The following is a 14,613-nucleotide window of genomic DNA, read 5'->3' on the forward strand; positions in this document are numbered from 1 at the left end:
ACCGCGCGTTAAACTGCCGCCCCGGTCCGGCCGCCAGAGCCGGAGGCTGCCCCCAGGAGCTTCACATGAAGAGATTTCCGTTGTCGCTGGCCGCGCTTGGCGCCGCCCTTTTCCTTCCGCTCGCCGCCCATGCCCAGGCACTGCCCGATCTCGGCGGCCGCACCGTGGTCGTGGTGACCGAGAACGCCTATCCGCCGCTCCAGTTCATCGATCCGAAGACCGGTGATGCGATCGGCTGGGAATATGACGCCATCGCCGACATGGCCAAGCGCCTCAATTTCAAGGTCGAGATCCAGAACACGAGCTGGGATGCTATGATCCAGTCGGTATCAGACGGCCAGTACGATATGGGCATGACCGGCATCACCATCCGCGACGACCGCAAGGAGAAGGTCGACTTCTCCGACGCCTACATGCATTCGGAAATGCGCATGCTGGTGCGCGACGACGAGGAGCGGTTTGCCGACGAAAAGCAATTCGCGGCCGAGGAGAACCTTCTGATCGCCGCCCAGCCGGGCACCACGCCCTTCTACGTCTCGGTCTACAACATCCTCGACGGCGACGAGGCCAATCCGCGCATCAAGCTTTTCGAGACCTTCGGCGCGACGGTGCAGGCGTTGCTGGCCGGCGACGTCGACCTTGTCCTGACCGACGGCGTTGCCGCCAACGGTTACGTCGAATCCTCGGGCGGCAAGCTCAAGGTGATCGGCGGCCCGCTCGGCTCGGAGGATTTCGGCTTCATCTTCCCGAAGGGTTCCGACCTTGTCGCGCCGATCAACGCCGCCATCGCCGCGATGAAGGAAGACGGCACGCTCGACGCGCTCAACAAGAAGTGGTTCCTCGACTACAAGCTCGGCCAGTGATCCCGGCCTGCGCCGGCGTGCGGCGTGGAACCCCGCGCAGGCATTGGCTCGATAGCGTCGCTTCCTGATGCATCCGTCCCCTGCCTCCGCCACCAGGGAGTTTCCCTGGTGGCTGCTCGTCGCGGTCGCGATGGCCGTGGCGATCGCCGTGTTCATCGCCGCAAGCGATCTCTACGCACAGGTCTTCGCCACCGTCTCGCGCGGCATCGCCATCACGGTCTTCGTCACCGTCGTCGGCTTCTCGCTCGCCTCGCTGATCGGGCTCGGCGTGGCGCTGATGGCGCTGTCGAACTCGCTGCTGCTGCGGCAGATCGCCCGCTTCTACGTCGAGATCATCCGCGGCGTGCCGATCCTGGTGCTCCTGTTCTGGATCGCCTTTGCCGGCGTGCCCGCCTTCGTCGCGCTGTGGAACTTTCTCGCCCAGCCGCTTCAGCAGGCGGGGCTGATCGGCGAATTGCTGGTGCGCGACGTCTCGCTGCTCTGGCGCGCCGTCATCGCGCTCACCATCGGCTATTCCGCCTTCATTTCCGAGGTCTTCCGGGCGGGCATCCAGTCGGTGGATCCCGGCCAGATCGAGGCGGCGCAGGCGCTCGGCCTGTCGCGTTTCCAGCGCTTCCGGCTGATCGTGCTGCCGCAGGCGATCCGCATCATCCTGCCGCCGCTCGGCAACGACTTCGTCGCCATGGTCAAGGACTCCTCGCTGGTCTCCGTGCTCGGCGTCGCCGACATCACCCAGATGGGCAAGGTCTACGCCTCGGGCTCGTTCCGCTTCTTCGAGACCTATTCGATCGTCGCCTATATCTACCTCATCCTCACCGTCGGCCTGTCGCTCGGCCTGCGTGCGTTCGAAAGGCGCCTGCGCCGCAAGCAGGCCGGCTGAGGATGGCCGGACCGGCGCCTCTGGCGGAGCCCGCCCCGAAGCGTTAGCCTGTCGGCATGACCGACGACAGCCCTTCACCCCGCCCGCTCGACCTCGTCTATGCCGCGAGCAGCGAGGCCGAACTTGCCGACGCCTATGCCGCATGGGCGGCAAGCTACGACCGCGAGACCGCCGAGCTTGGCTATTGCCTGCCCTTCCTGATTACCGGCTGGCTTGCTCGGCATGTACCGGCCGGCGCCGGCCCGATCCTCGATGCCGGCTGCGGCACCGGGCTGTCCGGCCCGTTCCTCAAGGCGCTCGGCTACGATCGCCTCGCAGGCCTCGACCTCTCGGAGGAGATGCTGACCATTGCCCGCTCCCGCAACGCCTATGGCGAGCTGAAAAAGGCCGCGCTCGGCGAACCGCTGCCCTGGCCCGACGGGCATTTCCGCGCCTTTATCGCCGCCGGCGTCTTCACCGCCGGCCATGCACCGGCCTCCGGCCTCGACGAACTGGCGCGCATCACCGCGCCCGGCGGCCACGCCATCTTCACCGTCCGCGACCTGCTGATCGACAGCGCCGGCTTCCGCGAACGCTTCGACGCGCTGACGGCCGCCGGCAAATGGCGACCGGTCGAGGAAAGCCAGCCTTTCCGCGCCTTCGCCGTCGGCGAACCGGACGTTCTGGTCAAGTCGTTCGTGTTTCAGGTCGGTTGAGCCCGGAACCCTGGCGCCACGCCGGCGTTAAGGCACCTGTATGGACCAGTTCCTCTCCGATTTCGGCCGCGCGAGCTGGCTGCCGGTCACGGTGATCGCGACGCGGCTGCTCTTGGCGACTGCGCTTGGCGCCGTCGTCGGCCTCGAGCGCGAGTGGCGAGCGCGCCCTGCCGGGTTGCGCACCCATATCCTTGTCTGCCTGGCCGCCGCCACCGTCGCGATCCTCACCATCGAGATCACCCATCTGCCCGCCTTCTCCGACGAGGCGGTCCGCATCGACCCGATCCGCCTCGTCGAGGCCGTCACCGCCGGCGTTGCCTTCCTTGCCGCCGGCCTCATCGTCTTCGCGCGCGGAGAGGTCCATGGCCTGACCACCGGTGCCGGCATGTGGCTTGCCGGCGCCATCGGCCTCGCCTGCGGGCTCGGTTTCTGGCAGATCGCCGTGATGGCGACCGTGCTCGCGGTCATCGTCCTGGCCTTGCTGCGGCTGGTCGAAAGGCCTTTCGAGGACGATTCCGGCATGATCCGCAAGGACGGGGAAGACCGGAACCAGGGCAAGAACGCCGGCGACTGAACGGCCTCCGCGCCGCGTGAACACCTTCGCCGCCGCTCCGCATGTTGCGCCGCAGCATCAAACGGGCTAGGAAAGTGACATCCGTTCGGACCCGGTGAGAACCCGGGTGGCTCTTCCGGCCGCCGACCCGCCGGACAATCACTACTGACGCCTCCCCGCCTGCGGCCCTTCTGCCGGGTCGCGCCCATCCTTTGACGTCCCGGATACCGATGCCATCACTTTATGCCTATCGTGCACAGTGGTTTTCCAATGTGCGCGCCGACCTCCTCGCCGGGCTTGTCGTCGCCCTCGCCCTCATCCCCGAAGCGATCGCCTTTTCGATCATCGCCGGCGTCGATCCGAAGGTCGGCCTCTACGCTTCCTTCTCGATCGCCGTCCTGATCGCCTTCGTCGGCGGCCGTCCCGGCATGATCTCGGCCGCGACGGCGGCAACTGCGGTGCTGATGGTGACGCTGGTGCGCGATCACGGCCTGCAATATCTGCTGGCCGCGACGGTTCTGGCCGGGCTGTTGCAGATCGGCGCCGGGCTGCTGAAGCTCGGTCAGGTGATGCGCTTCGTGTCGCGCTCGGTGATGACCGGCTTCGTCAACGCGCTCGCCATCCTGATCTTCATGGCACAGCTTCCCGAACTCGTCGGCGTGACCGGGCTGACCTATGTGATGGTCGCGGCCGGACTGGCGATCATCTACCTGTTTCCCTACCTCACAAGGGTCGTACCCTCGCCACTGGTCTGCATCGTCGTGCTGACGGCGGCGGCGATCGCGCTCGACCTTGACGTGCGCACGGTCGGCGACATGGGCGAACTGCCCTCTACCTTGCCGGTCTTCCTTATCCCCGACATCCCGCTCACCCTCGAAACGCTGCTGATCATCCTGCCCTATTCGGCCGCCGTCGCCGTCGTCGGCCTGCTGGAGTCGCTGATGACCGCCCAGATCGTCGACGATCTGACCGACACGTCTTCTGACCGCGACCAGGAATGCATCGGCCAGGGGCTCGCCAACACTGCAACCGGCTTCATCGGCGGCATGGCCGGCTGCGCCATGATCGGCCAGTCGATCATCAATGTGAAGTCGGGCGGACGGGGCAGGCTGTCCACCTTCGCGGCCGGCGTTCTGCTGCTTTTCATGATCCTCGTGCTGGGCGACCTCGTCAGCAGCATCCCGATGCCGGCGCTGGTCGCCATCATGATCATGGTCTCGATCGGCACCTTCTCATGGTCGTCGGTGAAGAATCTGAGGGATCATCCGCGCTCGTCCTCCATCGTCATGCTGGCGACCGTGATCTGCGTCATCTTCACCCACAATCTGGCCATCGGTGTCCTCGTCGGGGTCCTGCTGTCGGGCATCTTCTTCGCCTGGAAGATCGCCCAGCTGTTCCGCGTGTCGTCTACCCTGAGCGACGATGGCCGCAGCCGCACCTACATCGTCGAAGGCCAGCTCTTCTTCGCCTCGGCCGAGGATTTCATGGCCGCTTTCGATTTCAAGGAGACACTCGAGAAGGTCACGATCGACGTGTCGCGCGCCCATATCTGGGACATCTCCAGCGTCGCCGCGCTCGACATGGCGGTGCTGAAATTCCGTCGCGACGGCGCCGAGGTCGAGATCGTCGGCATGAACGCCGCGAGCGAGACGATCGTCGATCGCCTCGCCATCCACGACAAGCCGAACGCGCTCGACAAGCTGATGGCGCATTGACGGCCAGCCAGATCTTCGCGGCCGCTGGCCTCATGCGGATATCTTCCCGGTCAGGAGAACACCATGACATCCAAGATCATCGCGCTCATCGACGGTTCCACCTATTCGCAAAGTGTGTGCGACAATGCGGCCTGGATCGCACGGCGCACCGATGCCGCGGTGGAGCTCGTCCATGTCCTCGGACGGCGCGAGACCGCCTCCGCCGACCTTTCCGGCACCATCTCGCTCGGCGCGCGCTCGGCCCTGCTGGCCGAACTCAGCGCGCTCGACGAGACCCGGGCGCGACTGGCGCAAAAGCGCGGTCGCGCCATCCTGGAAGATGCCCAGGCGACGCTTGCCGAGGCCGGCGTGACGGCAACGATGCGGCTGCGCAACGGCGACCTTCTGGAGGCGGTTGCGGAGGCCGAGAAGCAGGCCGGGCTGATCGTGATCGGAAAGCGCGGCGAAGGTGCCGACTTCGCCAGACTGCATCTCGGCTCCAACCTCGAGCGTATCGCCCGTTCTGCGACGCGCCCGGTCTACGTCGCGGCCCGCGCCTGGCGGCCGGTCGCAAAGGTGCTGATCGCCCACGATGGCGGGCCGAGCATCGGTCGCGCAATCGACCACATCGCTGCCTCGCCCCTGCTGGCCGGCCTCGACATCCATCTGCTGCGGGTCGGCGCCGACACGGCGGAAAACCGTCGTGGCATCGAAGCCGCGCGCGCAGCGCTGGAAGCGGCCGGCCACACGGCCGCGGCCGAACTTGCGCCCGGCCAGCCGGACAAGGTGATCGCCGAGCGCGTCGAACGCGACGGGATCGATCTTCTGGTGATGGGCGCCTACGGCCACTCGCGCATCCGCAGCATGATCATCGGCTCCACGACCAGCGAGATGATCCGGGCCTGCAAGATCCCGGTGTTTTTGTTCCGCTAGCGGCCGGGCGCAAACACGCGCAAGGCGACGATCCAGCGTGGAACCCGACGCACGGCGACCGGCGCTTGGTGACGCGCGGCAACGCCCCAGCCTAGAAAAAGCCGTCCAGGAACGCGGCGGCTTCATCCGAGATGCCGCCGATTTTGTTGGTCGCCTGCCGGTAGAACTTGAAATTGAGTTCGGTTGCGGGCCGGCCGTCACCCCAGTTGGCAAATGGCTTCAGTTCGCGCCGTCCCAACGGGCGCCTTGCCGACCCCGTACGACGAACGGAAATGTTCACCCGCGGCGTCTGCCGGGCAATGCCGGGCTCTTTCGCAACCTCTTCGGCCAAAGTAACCACGCCGCGCGCGATGAGGCCCTGCCCGCCTTCGTTCTCGCTCGCGAACAGATAGATGATATCACCCTCCGCGATGCGCTTGCCGCCATACATCGTCTTTTGCGCGACAAAGACGAAGGTGGCTGCCTGCGGGTCGTCGACGGCGGCCTTGATCACGAATGCCATCGGCGCCGTTCCTCGAAAACCTTGACTTTTTCAAGGCTCATGCCGGGATGCGCAAGGGGCCTGCGGCTTTCTCCTGTCATCCGCGAGCAGCGAGTACCGGACGCCGCTCTTCCCCACGGCCTGCCGCAGGCGCGCTAGAGGCATTGCTGGCGGGGACCCCCGCCAAAGGGCTGGTAGCTGTTGTCCTCGGGGCGATAGGAACGATAGCGGCTGAAGCAGCTTCTTATGTGCTCCGCCGAGAGTTCTATCGGCCCCGTCGCAGGCACCAGTTTTCCGTGGCGCGCCTGATCGACCCGAACCACATATTGCAGTTTCGGCGCCTCTTCGCCTGCGCCGTCATCCGCAAACAGGACGTCGGAGTAGGGCGACACACAGCGCTGGCGGCCGCCACTGTAGGGGGTGTAGCTGTCGTCTTCCGGCCGGTATGAGCGGTATCGGTGCGAACACCAGGCCACATGGGCCGCAGCGGCTTTCACGCGGCGTGGCGAGGCTTCGCGCTGTTCCGTCGCGTCCCGGCGAACGGCCGCTGTCGTCATGGGATCGACGGTCTCTTGGACCGGGGGGGCGTGTCTCTCGTCCCGGACGCTTGCATGCCGTTCTTCGGTGTCGGTAACTTCATTGGCCATCGCTTTCCCGGCGACGCGCTCGAAGCTCTGGGCGGCCTTCTGGACCGGCCGTGGTACGGAACTCCAGAGCTCGGCCATGTTCTGCCCCTTCGATTGCGCGGGCACAGGTTCTGCGTTGAGAAAGACGATCGCCGCAAACACGCCGCTTCCGAAAATCCCGAGCGCGGCAACAAAGCCGCCGATGAACGCCAGCAGAGGTTTCATCTGCTCTCCTCCTTGTTCCTCGGGAGGCAAATGCGGCAGCTCTTTGTCGGTTCCGTGAAGAACCCATAAAGACATGGCGCCGACGGCTGCGCGCCGCCCAAGATTGCCGGTCCCCAAGTTTGCTGGTATGAGCCACGCCATGGAAGAGCTGTTCGGGAACCCGGCCTACAAGCGCTTCGCCCTGCAGGACAGGAAGCGCCTGCCGGCGCGTTTTTTCGCGCGCATCTCCGGCGCGCTTTTGACCCGGCTTTCCTAGCCCCGTCATTCCGGCCAGCGCCGGCCTGATCCAGCTCCCTTATCGACGGACGCAAGACAATGACCGCCCCCAGAACCCTTTACGACAAGATTTTCGAAGACCATCTGGTCGACCGTCAGGACGACGGCACCTGCCTCCTCTATATCGACCGCCATCTCGTCCACGAGGTGACGAGCCCGCAGGCCTTCGAGGGCCTGCGTTTGGCCGGCCGCCCGGTGCGCCATCCCGAGCGCACGCTCGCCGTCGTCGACCACAACGTGCCGACCACGGACCGCTCGCACGGCATCGCCAACGAGGAAAGCCGCATCCAGGTCGAGGCGCTGGCCAAGAACGCCGCCGATTTCGGCATCGATTATTACAACGAGGTCGACATGCGGCAGGGCATCGTCCACATCGTCGGCCCCGAGCAGGGTTTCACCCTGCCCGGCATGACGATCGTGTGCGGCGACAGCCACACCTCCACTCATGGCGCCTTCGGCGCGCTGGCCCACGGCATCGGCACCTCCGAGGTCGAGCACGTGCTCGCCACCCAGACGCTGATCCAGAACAAGGCCAGGAACATGCTGGTGCGCGTCGACGGGCAACTGCCCGAGGGCGTCACCGCCAAGGACATCATCCTCGCCATCATCGGCGAGATCGGCACCGCCGGCGGCACCGGCCACGTCATCGAATATGCCGGCGAGGCGATCCGGGCGCTGTCGATGGAAGGCCGCATGACGGTCTGCAACATGTCGATCGAGGGCGGCGCCCGTGCCGGCCTGATCGCCCCCGACGAGACCACCTTTGCCTATGTCAAGGACAAGCCGCGCGCGCCGAAGGGCAAGGCCTGGGACATGGCGCTCGAATACTGGAAGACGCTGCACACCGACGAGGGCGCGCATTTCGACAAGACCGTGGTGCTGGATGCCGCCAACCTGCCGCCGATCGTCACATGGGGTTCCTCGCCCGAGGATGTCGCCTCGGTCACCGGCGTCGTGCCCGATCCCGCCGACATCCCCGAGGAGAACAAGCGCAATTCCAAGAAGCGCGCGCTCGACTATATGGGCCTGACCCCGGGTACGAAGATCACCGACATCGCGCTTGACCGCGTCTTCATTGGCTCCTGCACCAATGGCCGCATCGAGGACCTTCGCGCCGTGGCGAAGATCGTCAAGGACCGCAAGGTCAATGAGCGCGTCGACGCCATGATCGTGCCGGGCTCCGGCCTGGTGAAGGCACAGGCCGAGGCCGAGGGCCTCGACGTCATCTTCCAGGCGGCCGGCTTCGACTGGCGCGAGCCCGGCTGCTCCATGTGCCTCGCCATGAACGAGGATCGTCTGAAGCCGCAGGAGCGCTGCGCCTCGACGTCGAACCGCAATTTCGAGGGTCGTCAGGGCTTCAAGGGCCGCACCCACCTGGTCTCCCCGGCCATGGCCGCGGCGGCGGCGATCGCTGGCCATTTCGTCGACATCCGCGACTGGAAGTAACCGGGCGGGGCCACCCGTCGAGATCGAAACATGAGCGCCGGCGTCAGCCGGCGCTCTCGCATTCGGGGATGGCCGCCACCTTATCTGCGCCGATCGCCTCGGCGAGGCGCGTCCCGCGCGTCAGTGCGAAGAACGCCCCCTCGCGCTCCGTGCGCATATAGGTGCCGAGCCTGGTTTGCTGCCCGTCGATCGGCCCGGTCCGGCATCCGCCGGTGACCGACACCGACAGCGTGCCCTTGCCCTTGTTGCCGGTCTCGCGGGCGGCGCGCGCCTTGGCTTGCGCGGCGGCAAGACGGGCCCGGTCCGCTTCCCGCACGGTCGCGATGCGGACATGCTCGCCTTGCTCGATCCGGTCAGGGAAAGCGGACCCTGCGCTCACCCCGGAAACCGCAAGGCGGAACGTCTCGTCGAAAGCGAGAGCGGGATCGTCGGCCGCGAGCGCCAGCCGCAGGATGACGTTGCCGTCGCCGACATGCAGCCGCTCCGAGGTCTTTACGGCGACCGCGATGCCCGCGGGATCGGCCGCGAGCGGATCGAACGCGGCAAGCCTCACGGCCGCGATGGGCGACAGGCTCGCACAGCCGGCAAGGCCGGCGGCAAGGGCAAGAATGGCGAAGCGAGAAATCGTCATGGCGCGTTTCCAGATTATGCTGGACAGGATTAAATTATTGTCTTACATTAATTTCATCTTGTCAAACAGGAGTCCGACATGACAACCGAGTTCGACCGCGCGCGCCGCCTCAGCAGCCGCATGCGCCATGTGACGGCGCTTTTCGCCACCGCCGTGCTGCTGGCTGCCGGAGGCCTGCTTATCGTCGCCTCGGTGGACGCACCAACGTTCCGCAATATCCTGGAGGACTCCTTCGCCGAGGGGCACCGGATCGCGCTGACGCCGGCCTCGACGACGGTCACGCTCGTGCTCTTGGCGATCCAGCTGGCGATCCTGATGTCGGCGTTTTATTGCCTCTGGCGCATGTTCGGCGCCTTCGCGTCGGATGAGCCGCTGACGGCCGATGCCGCCAACTGGATGCACCGGGCGGGCGTCGCCTTCCTGGCCACCGCCGCAACGTCGGTTCTGATGCGCACGGCGGTCGTTTCGGCCCTGACCTTCGCCAATCCGCCCGGCGAGCGCGCCCTTTCGGTCTCGCTTGGTTCTCCCGACCTTCTGGCCTTCCTCATGGCCGGCGTCCTGCTCATCACCGGCCGCATCATCGCCGGCGCCGCCGAAATCCGCGAAGACCACCGCGCGATCGTCTGAAGATGCCGATCATCGTCAATCTCGACGTCATGCTGGCCCGGCGCAAGATGCGCTCCAAGGAGCTTGCCGAGCAGATCGGCATCACCGAGCAGAACGTGTCGCTGCTCAAGTCGGGCAAGGTCCGCGGCGTGCGTTTCGAGACGCTGGAGAAGATCTGCCATGTGCTCGACTGCCAGCCCGGCGACATTCTCGAATATCGCGACGAAGACGCACCCGCTGGCGGCCCCGCCGCCGTGAACCGCGAATGAACGCGGCGCTCAGCGGCGGTTCAAGCTCCCGGCGGCAACATGGCGACATTCCGGTTGGAGCAAGGCCGGAGGCCAGAGGGAGAAACCGCCATGTACGCCAGACTCATCGCCGCATCGCTCGCCACCGCGCTTGTCGCCATGTCGGCCGGCTCCGCCTTCGCCGAGATGAAGACCAAGAAACTCAAGGCAAGCCGTGAGCAGGTCCGCGAAGCCTGCGAAAAGAATCCCGACAACATCGGCTACGGCACCCACGCCAAGAAAGGCGGCTACGGCTGCGTGACCGACAACGGCTTCATCGACTGCAAGGAGAATGGCGACTGCGTCGGGGGCACCGTCGAGCGCGTCGCCACCAGCAGGCTGCCGAAGATCGGATCGGCAGGCAAACTCGCCCGCCAGTGACCGTTGCCTTGCCGCCGGCCCGACCACAACGGCCGGCGGCAGGACGGCGTTCCCGTCGCGTAGGGGAAAAAGCCCGCGCCCATTAACGACTTTTTCGACACCTGTGGTTTATGCATGCCCGACGGGTGAAAGGGAGCCGGGCATGAGCGCTGCCGGATATATTCTGGCAATCAACCTCCTTGTCGCCGGCCTGTTTGCCGGCGTCTTCGGATGGATCAGCCTTTTCGCCAAGGTTCGCGTCCCCGCACGCTGGATTTGCGCCAGTTTCCTGCTCGGAATGGCGAATTTCGGCGTCGAATGGCTGGTTTCCGCAGTGGAAGATCCGCGCTTCGTCGTCTTTGCGGCCTTTGCCGTCTCGATCGTCGGCATGACCGTGTTCAACATCGGCATCCTGCGCAAATACGCCGTCGCGGTGCCATGGCGCGTCTTGGCCTTCCTGGTCGCCGTCTCGCTGCCGCTCAACCTCGCCATTTACGACATGCCGCGGACGTCTTTCGTCCGGGTGCTGCTCTACCAGTTGCCCTATTTCGCGATCCAGACGGTCGCCGTCTGGCAGCTCATCCGCGCGCCCGGCAAGCGCGCCCTCGACCATGTGCTGACATGGCTCCTCGCCGCCGGTGCGCTGCACTTTCTCAGCAAGCCCTTCCTGGCGGTCATGTTCGGACCCGGCGACCGGCCGCAAAGCTATGTCGACAGCATCTATGCGCTGATATCGCAGTCGATGGGTTCGGTGCTCATCGTCGCCACCGGCCTGCTCGTCGCCTTGATCCTCGTGCGCGACCTTCTCGCCGAGGCGACGGCGCGCTCCGAAACCGATCCGCTGACCGGCCTCTTCAACCGGCGCGGTTTCGAAGACCGCGTGCCGCAGATCACCCGAGGACTGGCGGAGACCGGCATGCCGGCGGCGCTCGTCATCTGCGACCTCGACCACTTCAAGGCCGTCAATGACGGCTACGGCCATGCCGGCGGCGATCTGGTGATCCTCGCCTTCGCCGAACACCTGAGAGCCGCGGCGATGGAAAACCACATCGCCGGCCGCATCGGCGGCGAGGAATTCGCCATCCTGCTGCCCGGCTCCGACGCCATGTCGGCCCGCCTCTTCGCCGAGGGCATCCGCAGCGCCTTCGCCGAGGCCGAGATCGAAGGTCTGCCCGAGGATGAGCGCTTCACCGCCAGCTTCGGCGTCGCCGAGCTTCGCCAGGCCGACACGCTGTCGGACATGCTGCGCCGCGCCGACCTGGCGCTCTACGAGGCCAAGAACAGCGGCCGCAACTGCGTGCGCGTCGCACCGGTAATGGCGGCATCGAATGCCGGCGAGCGCCGCCTCCGCCGTACGGCGAGCTGAGTCGCTACTGGCTGGCGGCGAGCGACTGATCGGTCGTCAACCCGAAGCCGCGCATTTCATCCATGGTCAGGTAATAGAGCGCGCGCGGCGGTGTATCCAGCGCATGCAGCCACAGGGCCGGGTCGACGCCCATCTCCGACAGATGGCGCGAGATGCGCGCCGTCGTCACCTGCGCGTCGGCCATCGCCTGCTCCGGCTCCACCGGCGCGCCGCTGATGGCGTAGAACTGGTGCACGCCGACGGCCGCCTTCTCGCCGACGCGCCGCGCCACCCCGCCGGCCAGCATCAGCGGGCACGACGAGGCGCAAAAGGCGCCGTCCTCGACCCTGGTGGCAAGCCCGCGCTCGCGGATGAGCCGCGAGATCGCGATGGCGTCGTCGAGCGAGCCGCCCGGCGAGTTGAGCGCCACCGAGCGTACATATTCGCCGCGCTGCTGTAGCTCCTCGGCAAAGCGCTTGCGTGCGCCGACATCGACGAAACCGGTCGCCGACAGCACCCCGCCCGGTTCCAGCGTGAAGGTGATCGGCAACCGCAGCCGCTCCTCGTCGCCGGTCACGTGGTCGCGCGGGTCGACGGTCACCGGCGCCTCGCCGTCGCGGGTGATGACCGCCGGCGGCAGCATCGGCGCCGTCACCTCGGTCGGCACCCGGGCGCTGCCGGTCCGGTTGGCCCTGGTCATGTCGTTGAGGTCGAGCGCCAGCACGCCGATGGCGCCGATCAGCAATCCCCGGAACGCCCAGCGGATGACTTCGCCTTCGTCGAAGCGGGCGAAATAGCGCGCCAGCGCGGCGCGCACGCGATGGCGGTCGCCGCCTTGGCCGGCAAGGGCGGGCGCATCGCCGGCCGTGCTCATGTCTCGCTCCGCTTGCGTTCGGAAAGGGCGAGCGGCGTCACGTTCTCGGCAGCCGGCGACGCAGGCCTTTCGACCCTGGTTTCGGGCGCGTCCGCCACGTCCGCTGCCTCCTCCTCTGACGACGCTTGCTCCTCTTGCGCGGCGTCCGCCTCCTCAGCCGCCTTCGCCGCCACCCGCCGCGCCAGCAGCGCGTCGTGGATCTCCAGCGAGCGCAGCATGTCGGCGGCGGTGATGCGGTCGGTATCGGCCATCTGCTCCTCGCCGCGGCGCACCGCCGCCTGCACCACGGCCATGATCCCGACCAGCACGCCGGGCAGGAGGTCGATCGAGATCGCGCCGGCCCAGCTCGGCACGAAATCGCCGCCATAACGCAGCACCGCCTCGGCCGAGGACAGCGGCACGTAGCGCCGCTCCGGCACCTTGGGCTGCGCCAGGATCTCGGCCGCCGCGCCGGAAAGCGCCTTCGACTGCGCATCGACCGAGGCGCGGATCGTCGCCATCACCCGGTCCTGGCGGCCGGCAAGGTCGGCGGTCGAGCCGTCGGCCACCGGCGCGATGAAGCCGACCGAGAGGTCGGCCGCCGCGCGCATCACCGACGGCGCCACCGAGGTCTGCTCCAGCGCCGCGATGACGCCGGCGAGCGCCACCGCCTGCTCGGCGAAGCGGTCGGAGCGCGGCGCGATGGCGCCCGATTCGGAGACCAGCCCGCGCATCGCCGCCAGGTGCTCCTGGCCTTCCTGGAAGAGCAGCGCCACCTTCTCGCGCGAGGCGAGGATGTTGGCCTCGAGCTCACGCATCTGCGCTGCCATCTGGGTCAGAAGCTGCACCACGCTGCCGGAGCCGGAGGTGCCCGTCAGCGCGCCCGATTCGCGCTCGTCATCGGCCAGCCGCGCGAAACGCTCGCCGGCGCGCTGGATGTCGGGCAGGAGCGACAGCGCGCCGAGCGCGTTGGTGTTGGCCTGGTCGAGGTCGGAGGTGTAGTCCTCCAGCGTTTCCGCCAGATGCTGTTCCACCGCCGCCGAGCCGGCGAGGGCGGCGGCGTTGAGCCAGGACGACATCGCGACGATCATCGCCGAGCCGACCGCCATCACGCCGATCAGCGCCAGCCGCGAGGCGCCGTCGCGCATCTCCGGCAGGAACCGCATCAGATAGGTCCAGAAGCCGTAGATGCCGACCGAGACCGCGGCCGAATAGACGACGGCGGCAAAAAACACGATCGTCGCCGAGCCGTCGAGCAGGCTCCTGACGCCGAGATAGGTGTAGACGCCCGACGCCAGCGCCAGCGTCGCCAGCACGAAGCGCGTCATCGTCGTCAGCGACGCGGCATGGTCCTTCAGCCTGCGGGCTGTCGCGGCTTCACTCATCTCGACTCCCGTCCCGTCACGGTCCAGCCCCGCAGCGGCACCCGGCGCCGAGCAAGGGGCATGAACTTGACCAAATCAGGGCCGCCCGCGCCATCGCGGGCGAAACGTCAGCGGCAGGGGCCGACCAGCACCGGCACCGCATTGTCGGGCAGGCCGTACATGTAGCCGCGCCCGCGCTCGAAGGCGCCGTAGCGGGCGCAGTCGCGCCGGCCCTCGCCTTCCAGATAGACCACGTCCGGCACCGCGCCGGCGCGCGAATAGGCGGCAAGCTCCTCGGCCAGATGGCCCTGGCCGACGACGATGCGCTTGTAGCCGGCCGGGCTGTGGATGATCAGATTGCCGAAGCTGTCGGCATAGACCTTGTCGTAGCTGCCGGCGCTTGCGCCGCCGGCAAGACCGGCCAGCGCCATCGCCAGGCCGGCCGCCACGAATGAAAACTGCTTGATCAGGCGCATGTCCGCGTCCTTCCGCTTG

17 protein-coding genes and 1 other annotated feature are annotated in these 14,613 nt (G+C 67.0%); of the genes, 11 read left to right on the top strand and 6 right to left on the bottom strand.

Going from position 1 to position 14,613, the window contains the following annotated elements; genetic code table 11:
• The first annotated feature begins 65 nt into the window (after positions 1-65).
• From FQ775_RS18160 to FQ775_RS18185, 6 genes are all read left to right on the top strand, one after another.
• Complete coding sequence (locus tag FQ775_RS18160) at positions 66-863, top strand: transporter substrate-binding domain-containing protein (RefSeq protein ID WP_146300347.1); 798 nt, start codon at positions 66-68, stop codon at positions 861-863.
• A gap of 67 nt (positions 864-930) precedes the next feature.
• Positions 931-1,743, top strand: coding sequence for an amino acid ABC transporter permease (locus tag FQ775_RS18165; RefSeq protein ID WP_146300348.1), 813 nt, complete (start codon positions 931-933; stop codon positions 1,741-1,743).
• Between the two features lie 56 nt (positions 1,744-1,799).
• Positions 1,800-2,438: a class I SAM-dependent DNA methyltransferase gene (locus FQ775_RS18170; protein ID WP_146300349.1), complete on the top strand. Its 639-nt coding sequence runs from the start codon at positions 1,800-1,802 to the stop codon at positions 2,436-2,438.
• Between the two features lie 40 nt (positions 2,439-2,478).
• Positions 2,479-3,012 (top strand): MgtC/SapB family protein, encoded by a 534-nt coding sequence (locus FQ775_RS18175; protein ID WP_146300350.1) that lies wholly within the window; start codon positions 2,479-2,481, stop codon positions 3,010-3,012.
• An 84-nt stretch (positions 3,013-3,096) separates the two neighbouring features.
• Positions 3,097-3,152, top strand: a sequence feature (sul1 is cis-regulatory element that is thought to sense ions involved in sulfur or methionine metabolism; They are found in Alphaproteobacteria).
• Positions 3,153-3,221: 69 nt separating this feature from the next.
• A complete protein-coding gene (locus tag FQ775_RS18180; RefSeq protein WP_146300351.1) occupies positions 3,222-4,706 on the top strand; it encodes a SulP family inorganic anion transporter in 1,485 nt (494 codons plus the stop codon).
• A 63-nt stretch (positions 4,707-4,769) separates the two neighbouring features.
• On the top strand, positions 4,770-5,618 hold the full coding sequence (locus FQ775_RS18185; protein WP_146300352.1) for a universal stress protein: 849 nt from the start codon (positions 4,770-4,772) through the stop codon (positions 5,616-5,618).
• A 91-nt stretch (positions 5,619-5,709) separates the two neighbouring features.
• On the opposite strand, the gene FQ775_RS18190 is transcribed toward FQ775_RS18185, so the two are convergent.
• Together FQ775_RS18190 and FQ775_RS18195 are read right to left on the bottom strand one after the other, a co-directional pair.
• Positions 5,710-6,120 (bottom strand): hypothetical protein, encoded by a 411-nt coding sequence (locus tag FQ775_RS18190; RefSeq protein ID WP_146300353.1) that lies wholly within the window; start codon positions 6,118-6,120, stop codon positions 5,710-5,712.
• Between the two features lie 134 nt (positions 6,121-6,254).
• Positions 6,255-6,950, bottom strand: a complete 696-nt coding sequence (locus tag FQ775_RS18195; protein WP_167813044.1) for a BA14K family protein — start codon at positions 6,948-6,950, stop codon at positions 6,255-6,257.
• A 315-nt stretch (positions 6,951-7,265) separates the two neighbouring features.
• Here FQ775_RS18195 and leuC point away from each other — a divergent pair, with 315 nt between their 5' ends.
• Positions 7,266-8,672 (top strand): 3-isopropylmalate dehydratase large subunit, encoded by a 1,407-nt coding sequence (gene leuC, locus FQ775_RS18200; protein WP_146300355.1) that lies wholly within the window; start codon positions 7,266-7,268, stop codon positions 8,670-8,672.
• A gap of 43 nt (positions 8,673-8,715) precedes the next feature.
• Here the strand turns inward: leuC and FQ775_RS18205 are convergent, their stop codons facing one another.
• Entirely contained in the window at positions 8,716-9,303 is a 588-nt protein-coding gene (locus FQ775_RS18205; RefSeq protein ID WP_146300356.1) for a hypothetical protein, read from the bottom strand.
• Positions 9,304-9,381: 78 nt separating this feature from the next.
• On the opposite strand from FQ775_RS18205, the gene FQ775_RS18210 reads away from it, so the two are divergent.
• From FQ775_RS18210 to FQ775_RS18225, 4 genes are all read left to right on the top strand, one after another.
• Positions 9,382-9,930, top strand: coding sequence for a DUF2975 domain-containing protein (locus FQ775_RS18210; protein ID WP_146300357.1), 549 nt, complete (start codon positions 9,382-9,384; stop codon positions 9,928-9,930).
• A 2-nt stretch (positions 9,931-9,932) separates the two neighbouring features.
• Positions 9,933-10,178 (top strand): helix-turn-helix domain-containing protein, encoded by a 246-nt coding sequence (locus FQ775_RS18215; RefSeq protein WP_146300358.1) that lies wholly within the window; start codon positions 9,933-9,935, stop codon positions 10,176-10,178.
• Between the two features lie 90 nt (positions 10,179-10,268).
• On the top strand, positions 10,269-10,577 hold the full coding sequence (locus tag FQ775_RS18220; RefSeq protein WP_146300359.1) for a hypothetical protein: 309 nt from the start codon (positions 10,269-10,271) through the stop codon (positions 10,575-10,577).
• Between the two features lie 142 nt (positions 10,578-10,719).
• Complete coding sequence (locus FQ775_RS18225; protein ID WP_146300360.1) at positions 10,720-11,922, top strand: GGDEF domain-containing protein; 1,203 nt, start codon at positions 10,720-10,722, stop codon at positions 11,920-11,922.
• 4 nt (positions 11,923-11,926) lie between these two features.
• Here FQ775_RS18225 and FQ775_RS18230 read toward each other — a convergent pair whose 3' ends face one another.
• The 3 genes from FQ775_RS18230 to FQ775_RS18240 all read right to left on the bottom strand — a co-directional run bounded on the left by FQ775_RS18230 (position 11,927) and on the right by FQ775_RS18240 (position 14,594).
• On the bottom strand, positions 11,927-12,775 hold the full coding sequence (locus tag FQ775_RS18230; protein WP_246730168.1) for a COG3904 family protein: 849 nt from the start codon (positions 12,773-12,775) through the stop codon (positions 11,927-11,929).
• Positions 12,772-14,139, bottom strand: a complete 1,368-nt coding sequence (locus tag FQ775_RS18235) for a hypothetical protein (RefSeq protein ID WP_146300361.1) — start codon at positions 14,137-14,139, stop codon at positions 12,772-12,774. Before FQ775_RS18235 ends, FQ775_RS18230 begins: the two co-directional genes overlap by 4 nt.
• Before the next feature lie 107 nt (positions 14,140-14,246).
• Entirely contained in the window at positions 14,247-14,594 is a 348-nt protein-coding gene (locus tag FQ775_RS18240) for a hypothetical protein (protein ID WP_146300362.1), read from the bottom strand.
• Between the last annotated feature and the right edge of the window lie 19 nt (positions 14,595-14,613).

This window comes from Nitratireductor mangrovi, from assembly GCF_007922615.2.
Lineage (GTDB): Bacteria > Pseudomonadota > Alphaproteobacteria > Rhizobiales > Rhizobiaceae > Mangrovimarina > Mangrovimarina mangrovi.

What these genes read in the sequence shown, in the direction of transcription:
- FQ775_RS18235 (WP_146300361.1), bottom strand. Translation starts at nt 14,139, where the DNA reads ATGAGTGAAGCCGCGACAGCCCGCAGGCTGAAGGACCATGCCGCGTCG.
- FQ775_RS18180 (WP_146300351.1), top strand. Translation starts at nt 3,222, where the DNA reads ATGCCATCACTTTATGCCTATCGTGCACAGTGGTTTTCCAATGTGCGC.
- FQ775_RS18185 (WP_146300352.1), top strand. Translation starts at nt 4,770, where the DNA reads ATGACATCCAAGATCATCGCGCTCATCGACGGTTCCACCTATTCGCAA.
- FQ775_RS18195 (WP_167813044.1), bottom strand. Translation starts at nt 6,950, where the DNA reads ATGAAACCTCTGCTGGCGTTCATCGGCGGCTTTGTTGCCGCGCTCGGG.
- FQ775_RS18220 (WP_146300359.1), top strand. Translation starts at nt 10,269, where the DNA reads ATGTACGCCAGACTCATCGCCGCATCGCTCGCCACCGCGCTTGTCGCC.
- FQ775_RS18225 (WP_146300360.1), top strand. Translation starts at nt 10,720, where the DNA reads ATGAGCGCTGCCGGATATATTCTGGCAATCAACCTCCTTGTCGCCGGC.
- FQ775_RS18205 (WP_146300356.1), bottom strand. Translation starts at nt 9,303, where the DNA reads ATGACGATTTCTCGCTTCGCCATTCTTGCCCTTGCCGCCGGCCTTGCC.
- FQ775_RS18240 (WP_146300362.1), bottom strand. Translation starts at nt 14,594, where the DNA reads ATGCGCCTGATCAAGCAGTTTTCATTCGTGGCGGCCGGCCTGGCGATG.
- FQ775_RS18215 (WP_146300358.1), top strand. Translation starts at nt 9,933, where the DNA reads ATGCCGATCATCGTCAATCTCGACGTCATGCTGGCCCGGCGCAAGATG.
- FQ775_RS18160 (WP_146300347.1), top strand. Translation starts at nt 66, where the DNA reads ATGAAGAGATTTCCGTTGTCGCTGGCCGCGCTTGGCGCCGCCCTTTTC.
- FQ775_RS18170 (WP_146300349.1), top strand. Translation starts at nt 1,800, where the DNA reads ATGACCGACGACAGCCCTTCACCCCGCCCGCTCGACCTCGTCTATGCC.
- FQ775_RS18165 (WP_146300348.1), top strand. Translation starts at nt 931, where the DNA reads ATGCATCCGTCCCCTGCCTCCGCCACCAGGGAGTTTCCCTGGTGGCTG.
- FQ775_RS18190 (WP_146300353.1), bottom strand. Translation starts at nt 6,120, where the DNA reads ATGGCATTCGTGATCAAGGCCGCCGTCGACGACCCGCAGGCAGCCACC.
- FQ775_RS18210 (WP_146300357.1), top strand. Translation starts at nt 9,382, where the DNA reads ATGACAACCGAGTTCGACCGCGCGCGCCGCCTCAGCAGCCGCATGCGC.
- FQ775_RS18230 (WP_246730168.1), bottom strand. Translation starts at nt 12,775, where the DNA reads ATGAGCACGGCCGGCGATGCGCCCGCCCTTGCCGGCCAAGGCGGCGAC.
- leuC (WP_146300355.1), top strand. Translation starts at nt 7,266, where the DNA reads ATGACCGCCCCCAGAACCCTTTACGACAAGATTTTCGAAGACCATCTG.
- FQ775_RS18175 (WP_146300350.1), top strand. Translation starts at nt 2,479, where the DNA reads ATGGACCAGTTCCTCTCCGATTTCGGCCGCGCGAGCTGGCTGCCGGTC.